The organism is Desmonostoc vinosum, assembly GCF_059505385.1.
In genome coordinates, this window is the sequence record NZ_JCACKM010000021.1 from 1 (window position 1) to 2,042 (window position 2,042).

2 protein-coding genes are annotated in these 2,042 nt (G+C 44.2%); both read right to left on the minus strand.

Features of this window, described 5'->3' with window-relative positions; genetic code table 11:
- Positions 1-420: 420 nt before the first annotated feature.
- Positions 421-900, minus strand: a complete 480-nt coding sequence (locus AC5JMF_RS02380) for a hypothetical protein (protein WP_495794123.1) — start codon at positions 898-900, stop codon at positions 421-423.
- A 132-nt stretch (positions 901-1,032) separates the two neighbouring features.
- A partial coding sequence (locus tag AC5JMF_RS02385; RefSeq protein WP_495794124.1) for a hypothetical protein occupies positions 1,033-2,042 on the minus strand: 1,010 nt, incomplete at its 5' end.

The following is a 2,042-nucleotide window of genomic DNA, read 5'->3' on the forward strand; positions in this document are numbered from 1 at the left end:
GAATTTCTCTTAAAGATTTAGTAGAATTACTTAAAAATTCCCGAAAATAAAAATGCAAATGGAAAGGATGACATATTTTCTCATGGAGATAGGCAGAGTTCATAAATCGCGTGACACAGAAACCACTAAACATAACGCTATAAAATATTGGGCAGAATTATTGAAAATTCAACCGCTACAATATCCTTATCTTGGTTAAATTGCCCACTCAACACGGCTGGTAAATTCTGAGGAGCGATCGCTCCTCATTCAACTATCCCCAACACCTCTAAAATTTCCCGCACTGGTGCTTTTTCTTGCTCCATCTGCTGCACCTGAGTAAGTAACCGCTTGGGGATGTATTTTGAGGACTTCACCAGGCGATCGCCTTTGCTCCAAATCTCATAGTGATAATAAGCCTGCGGGTAATCCTTGCCTCCCTTAGTAATAGCGCCAGTGGATAGAGCCGCTACCCTCCCCTTTGTGTCGTCGCATTTTACTAGGGGATATTTCATTACTAGGGTCTATCTCTAATGCTTCTTTACTAGGGCTTATCCCATCATCCCCTAGTAATTTACTAGGGCATATCGCAACACCTAATAGTTGCAGAATCTCTCTAACTGGACGCTTTTGTTCTTCTGCTTTCTGAATATCCCCTAGTAATTTTTTAGGGATGTACTTTGTTCTTTTATGCCCGTTTTCCTGCCAGTGATAATAAGCCTGCGGGTACTCCTTACCGTTTCTAGTAATGGTACGCCAATAAATAGAGCCATTGCCCTCACCCTTGGAGCGGCGAGTTTTACTAGGGCTGAAATTACTAGGGGATATGTGCGATTCTGAAGACTCTTTACTAGGGATTACTTCTATATTCCCTAGTAAAAATGGCTTTAGCCGCGATCGCTCTATCTGCTGAGTAGTCATAGCATTAAAAGCGTGACTGCGTATTGTTGTGTTTGCGGACAATTCACGAATGAGCAATCCTGTGCGATGAAGGTTTGATAGCGATCGCACTCTTGTTAGTGGCGGTAGCTTCACCAAGAGCGACTAACGCAACTAAATCAACTCCAGTCGCATTAAAGGACTCCCAGGAATCGGGCACAGAAGTTGCTTGAGCCTGTCCTCGATCCCCTCCAAGATGACTACGGCCCATTTGATTCCTTTGTCAAAACAAAACCTGGCTATAACCCCTTGTTTTTCATGCCTTTTGCTACCTGGGCAATACACTCGCACCCTTGCACCTTTGGTTATCTCTGGTGTCGTTGGTGCGAGTGCGTTCGTCTCTGACGTTGCTTTTGGTATCGCATCTATATATAAGGATTCTTCTAAGACAGTCTTTACCTCCGCCGCCACTAGACTTTCATCGTGGTGATTATCAACTTGGTGGTTTATTGGTGAAGTCCCTAACTCCACCTCTATTTCTGGAACCATGTCGGATTGCAGTACAGGTATTGTTTCAACAGCTACGAAATCACTACTGAGGTTATCACCATCATCCTGACTTTCATAACCAACTGTCACTGGTGACAGTTCCATTGTCGGTGACACATCAAATGCTTGGATTGACTGTGTTTCAAGTATTGTCACTCTGTCACCGTCACCGAAGTCAGTTGAGGGAGATGAAGGGGAATGGGAAAACTCTTGTATAAAATCTTTCTCCTCCGCTCCCCCTGGTGTTGGTGGTGAGCTGTCATTAAGTGAGACCTTGGCGATAAACTTAATCTGCCTGCCAAGTCGAACGACTGTGCCCTTACCCAGTCGCTCCAGTTTGCCAAACAACTCTGCGGTATATGCACTGACATTCCTAAAAGCTTCCTTGGCCCGATACTGAATCGCCTTGATATTGCGATAAGCGTCTCTAGTGGTGATGCCATCTCCATATTTGGTAACAGCAGCATCCCAGATTTTCAGCAGGATTGAGCTAATCTCATCACTAGTGGTGGTGACTTCCTGTACTACACAGAAAGCACTTCTGTAGTATTGGGCGAATTGCACTGCCCTTGCAAGTGTATCAGTTTGTATTTGCCAGTAATTACGATTAGGATCGTGATAGCATTCAATCAAAT

Bases quoted from the DNA above. Each gene is read 5' to 3' on its own strand.
- AC5JMF_RS02380 (WP_495794123.1), bottom strand. From the start codon at position 900: ATGACTACTCAGCAGATAGAGCGATCGCGGCTAAAGCCATTTTTACTA.